Source organism: Synechococcus sp. R55.7 (genome assembly GCF_047461955.1).
Classification (GTDB): Bacteria; Cyanobacteriota; Cyanobacteriia; order Thermostichales; family Thermostichaceae; genus Thermostichus.
Genome location: NZ_JANSIC010000191.1, coordinates 1 through 5,062 on the forward strand (window position 1 = coordinate 1; position 5,062 = coordinate 5,062).

Consider the following 5,062-nt stretch of genomic DNA (forward strand, 5'->3'; position numbering starts at 1 on the left):
GCGCTATCCTTCCCTGCCCTGAAGGACGGGGCTTGCCGCGCCTTTTGGTCAGGGTGCGTACTCTTCAAACTCGCTCCAAAAAGGCCACCCCCTCCACATGCCCGGTTTGGGGAAAGAAGTCAGCCGCCCGCCATTGGGTAAGGCGATAGGATCCCTCTGCCAGTAGGATCTGCAAGTCTCGCGCCAAAGTGGCAGGGTGACAGCTAATGTAGACGATGCGTGGTGGTCGTCGCAGCTTTAGGGTCTCGAGCACTTGGCGGTCGCAGCCGCGCCGCGGCGGATCCAGCACCACAATGTCGGCAGGGGGCAGGGTCGGCAAAACCTGTTCCACCGTGCCCTGGAAAAATTGGGCTGAGGCGATACCGTTGAACTGGGCATTGTAGCGGGCTTGGGCCACCGCTTCCGGCAAAGCTTCCACCCCCATCGCCCGTTTCGCCCGTTGCGCCAGCAGCAAGGTTAAGGTGCCGATGCCACAGTAGGCATCCAGGATGGTTTCCTCTCCCCGCAGGTTTAGTTGGTCGGCTATCCAGGTAAAAAAGGCTTCTGCTTGCTCTGTGTTGACCTGGAAGAAAGAGGTGCTGTCGATCCAGAGGGAAAAACCGGCAAATTCCTCCCGCAGAGCCCCTCGACCGGCAATGACCTCAGTCTCCGGGCCGAAGATGGCATTGGTACGAGCCGAGTTGAGATTGAGACAGACCCCCACCAGGTCGGGGTAGCGCTGCATCCAGCGTTCGGCCCAGCTTTCCAGATGGGGCAGGCGACGACTGCAACTGACCAAGGTAAGAAGCACCTCGCGGGTGCGGCGACCGATGCGCAAACCCAAGTGGCGGAGATGACCCTGGTGACGACTTTCGTCATACACACTCCAGCCCGTCTCTTGAAGATCCCGCTTGATTTCCCTCAGGAACACATCCAGCCGCTCGTCTTGCACGGGGCATTGGTTGAGGTTCACCAGGCGGTGGCTGCCCCGTTGGTAGTAGCCCATGCGCAAGGGCTGGCCCTCCGGTTTGGCCATGGGGTAGGTGACCTTGTTGCGATAGCGCAGCGGCTGCTGGGATCCCAAAATAGGGACAGGCTGCGGCAGAGTCAGACCGCCAATCCGCTCCAGTGCATCCCTGAGGATTTGCTGCTTGGTGGCCAATTGCTGGGCATAGCTGACATGTTGCCATTGGCAGCCACCACATTTGTCCGCCACGATGCAGGCCGGTCGCACCCGTTGGGGAGAGGGAGAAATCAGCGACCGAATTCGCCCGACCAAGTAGTTGCGCTTGATCTCGGTTATTTGGGCCACCACCTGATCCCCGGGCACCGCCTGGGACACAAACACCACTCGCCCTTGTCCAAGTCCTACCGTGTGGGCAATGCCATCTCCCTGGGGGGTCAGGGCCGTGACCTCCAACATCAAAAGATCCCCAGGTTTGACGGGATCAGGAAGGCCGGAAGGGATCGGATGTTCCATTAAGCCGTTTCGCCGAAATTCGAAATAACTATAACCATAGGTCAGGTCGTGTTGGCTGGAGTCAGCATTGCCGGAAAAAGCTGTAGCAAGGCAAAAAGCATGTCAGCCGCCAACTGCTTACGGGATTGAAAACCCCATCCAATGAAGTGGTTCACTCCTTGGTCAAAGCAGATAGAGAAGGCAAAACATCTTCTCGAAAAGGAACCTCGTTTTGATTCACGTTCTCCAGCTCGGCCAACATGAGAGGGTTAACCCGGTTTAGGTAGGGCACCAAAACCTGTTGTAGCCTTCGGCTGTAGAAGCGGTGGTAGCTGTACACAGGCGTGGCCGGAAATCCCCGTCGAATCTTATGGGATCCCCCTGCGCCGGGATCAAAGTTGCGGATCCCTTCCCGGATGGCGAGGGCAATGGGCTCGTAATAGCAAACGTTAAAGTGCAAAAACTTCACCTCCTCCCGACAACCCCAGTAGCGCCCGAACAGGCGATCTCCCTTACGAATACAAAAAGACATCCCCACAATTTCTGCATCCCGCTCCCCGGCCACCAGCACAACTCGCTCCCGATAGTCGGGATAGAGAGACTCGAAAAAGCGGCGATTGAGATATTTGCTCCAGTTCCAAAATTGGGCACAGGTGTTGCTGTAAAAGTCGTACATCAGAGACAACAGGCGGGGCGTGATCTCCTCTCCTGTGTAAATCTTGAGTTCTAGGCCGCTTTTTTCCATTGCAGCCCGCTCTCGCTTGATGTTGCGACGCTGGTTGGCATTGAACTGGCTCAAAAAGTCCTCGTAAGAGCGGTAGCCGGGGTTGTGCCACTGGTAGTTGTGGGTGATCCGGGGCGTAAATCCATCCGATTCCAGTTGAGTCCGCCAGTCCAGATCCACATAAAGCAAGCTAAATACCGAAATATCTTTTTCTTGGCAAAACCGATCAATGGCTGCCAGCATCAACGACCACACCTCTGCTTCCGAATACTCGGGATGGACGAGGATGCGATAGCCCGTAGCCGGAGTAAAGGGGGCCATGCCGATTAACTTCGGGTAGTAGCGTTCCCCCAGTTGGCCGGCAACTGCAGCCCATTCTTGGTCGAAGACAAACTCCCCTTGACTGTGGCTTTTCAAATACAAGGGGGCAGCAGCAATCAACTGGCCGTCTGCCTCCACCAACAGGTGACAGGGCAGCCACCCTGTCCTGCGGCTGGCACAACCTGAGCTCTCTAGGCTGTGCAACCATTCGTATTCCAAAAAAGGAGAGGTGCGCTCCGTTTGCAAGGCGTGCCAGGCCCCTGCTGGGATCTCGCGAATATCGTGGCACCAGCGCCATTTCAACCCGGTTGACATTTGCCTGCTCGGATCAGACCAACCCGCCGTGCAATTGCCTCAGCTTGGCTGGGAAAAGGCCCCCAATGCTCTTGCCGACTCAAGAGGGGATCCCCCGCCGCCAAATGCAGCACCTGGCAGGATCCCTGCGCCTGCTTGATTATGGACCACCCTGAAGCGGGGTCGGAAACCACGCTGCTGCTCCTTTGCCCGTCCACAACTTCTCCGGCGGAAAACCACACTTGTGGGTTCTGGTTTGATTTTAATCGGGATCCCTGGGCTCGTAGTAACGGTTGGCCAATTCCAAAGCCATCTGAAACTTCTGCTCGCGGGTGAGATCGGCCCGTCGGGCAATGTGGGCAAAGCGGTTGATATCTGGGGGCAGGAAGTCGAAAGGACGCTGTTCCCGCACGATGTCCAAGACCAAATCGCAAAGGGCCTGCTGGTAATCGTTATAGAAGATCTCTCCCAAAGCCTTGAGCCGCCCATCGGGCACCGGATTGTTAAAGTCGATGGCCTGCAGCTCTCCCTGCTCGTCGATGAATAGCTCCACCGAGTTCATTTCATAGCCCAAAACTCGATTGATAATCCGACAGGTATTGATGACTTTCTGGCCCATTTCCGGCGTGAGAAATTCTGGATCGAACAGATACTCGCTAGCATCGAATTTACGAAAGATGTACTTAATCGGAATGATCTTTCGGCCAATGCAGAGGGCGCGAATCTGCCAAGGGTAAGGGGTTTTGACCTTCTCTTGGATCATCATCACCTGAGATCCAGAGCGGTCGTAAAAATAGAGGAGCTGCTCCATGTTGTGGGCTATTTCTACTCCAATGGCCTCTCGCCCCTCCGCCGGCTTGATCACCATTGGCCAGCCCAGGTCTTCTGCCATCCCCTGCCAATCGAAAAACTTGTGATACTTAAAGTCCTCTGCTTTCAATGCGGGGGCTTCTTTAGGGGGCAGAATGTAAGTTTTGGGGATGGAGATCCCCAGCTCTTTGACCACCATGTAGGCAGCATCTTTGTTGCGCAGGTAGTAATAAAAGCTAAACGGGTTGTTGATGAGGTAAACCCCCCGAAAGGCAAAGCCCATGAACAGGCCGATGGCTTGGGGGTAAAGGTAGCTGAAACGATCCAGGATCAGGCGATACTTGGTGCGGTAATCCAGGTTCACCTCGTGAATGGTGACATGTTCGGCCCGGATCTTGTAAGTTTGGCCGTTGCGAGCTTGAACAGGGGGAAGTGCGTTGAGGCGAGCCAGAGTATCGTCCCCAAAAGGCTCGCTGAAGTGCAGGCTGCCAACCCAATAGTCTTCAATCATCAAAGCTCTCTCAAAAGCTATTCCCTGCAAGGGATCCTACGCGAAGGCGCGGATTTGCGCTTGCCAAGTGGGCCAGTCGTGATCCCCCTCCCATACCTCCAGTTGATGGGGGATGTCGTTGCGGCTGAGCACTTCTGCCAGGCGCAGGTTGTCGCTGAGGCAGTGGTCGCGGCGAGCGGTGAGCAACTTCAGCTCGGTGTTGCGCCCGCCCAAGTGATCCCAGAGTTGCCGGCTCATGTTGGACATATAGGCCAGCGGGTTGATGAAATACAGCTCCTGCTCTGCCCGTTGGGGATCCCAGCCGGTGACAGAGCCGAGAGCGGCCACATCGTAGGGCCCCCCCAGAGCCAAACAACGGCGCACCAAGCCGGGATGCCGACAGGTGAGGTTGACAGCATGGGTAGCTCCCAGGGAAAACCCAGCCACCACCAGAAACTCATTTTGCGCCTCGGCCTTGGCGTAGGGGATCAGCTCTTCTACCCAGTGCTGCTCCAGCAACAGCCAACGATCCCGCCGTTGGGGCAAGTCCAGCTGGCGGTTGAACAAAGTCTCCCAATCTAGGGTTTCCACGCAAAAAGCCTGCAAATAGCCCTGTTCCAGATGATGGCTGAGGCTGGCAATAATGCCGCGATCTTCCACGTCAAAAAAACGCCCGTTGCTGGTGGGCAGACAGATCAGCGGGTAGCCGTGATGCCCAAAGTGGAGCATCTCCATTTCCCGGCCCAAGATCTGAGAGGGAAAGCGCAAGTAGCGGCGAGCGTAGGCCATGAAAAACGGGGAAGGGATCCTCAAGAAATACCCAACCTTTCCGGGGGAAGCATTCTGCTCTGCCTGGTCGAGCAAGGCAAAGGGCACTCTCTGGAAAGGTCCACAAGAGCCACCAGAACAGATGGGAGCAGACCTGACCAACTGACAGGAACCTCAGGAAATTTCCGTGAACAGATCCTTGAGGGCCGTGCGGGCG

The 5,062-nt window shown here is 56.3% G+C and carries 4 protein-coding genes; all 4 read right to left on the bottom strand.

Features of this window, described 5'->3' with window-relative positions; genetic code table 11:
- Positions 1 to 64: 64 nt before the first annotated feature.
- The 4 genes from rlmD to NW820_RS09945 all read right to left on the bottom strand — a co-directional run bounded on the left by rlmD (position 65) and on the right by NW820_RS09945 (position 4,890).
- On the bottom strand, positions 65 to 1,459 hold the full coding sequence (gene rlmD / locus NW820_RS09930) for a 23S rRNA (uracil(1939)-C(5))-methyltransferase RlmD (protein ID WP_414407400.1): 1,395 nt from the start codon (positions 1,457 to 1,459) through the stop codon (positions 65 to 67).
- 151 nt (positions 1,460 to 1,610) lie between these two features.
- Positions 1,611 to 2,798 carry a GNAT family N-acetyltransferase gene (locus NW820_RS09935; RefSeq protein WP_414407401.1) on the bottom strand — a complete coding sequence of 396 codons (1,188 nt, stop codon included), beginning with the start codon at positions 2,796 to 2,798 and terminating at the stop codon, positions 1,611 to 1,613.
- Between the two features lie 241 nt (positions 2,799 to 3,039).
- The gene (locus tag NW820_RS09940; RefSeq protein WP_414329283.1) at positions 3,040 to 4,098 is read right to left on the bottom strand and encodes an ATP-grasp domain-containing protein; all 1,059 of its coding nucleotides are present in this window, start codon (positions 4,096 to 4,098) and stop codon (positions 3,040 to 3,042) included.
- 36 nt (positions 4,099 to 4,134) lie between these two features.
- Positions 4,135 to 4,890 carry an alpha/beta hydrolase-fold protein gene (locus NW820_RS09945; protein WP_414407402.1) on the bottom strand — a complete coding sequence of 252 codons (756 nt, stop codon included), beginning with the start codon at positions 4,888 to 4,890 and terminating at the stop codon, positions 4,135 to 4,137.
- Positions 4,891 to 5,062: the final 172 nt, after the last annotated feature.

Coding starts and splice junctions, on each gene's coding strand:
- NW820_RS09940 (WP_414329283.1), bottom strand. CDS start 4,098: ATGATTGAAGACTATTGGGTTGGCAGCCTGCACTTCAGCGAGCCTTTT.
- rlmD (WP_414407400.1), bottom strand. CDS start 1,459: ATGGAACATCCGATCCCTTCCGGCCTTCCTGATCCCGTCAAACCTGGG.
- NW820_RS09935 (WP_414407401.1), bottom strand. CDS start 2,798: ATGTCAACCGGGTTGAAATGGCGCTGGTGCCACGATATTCGCGAGATC.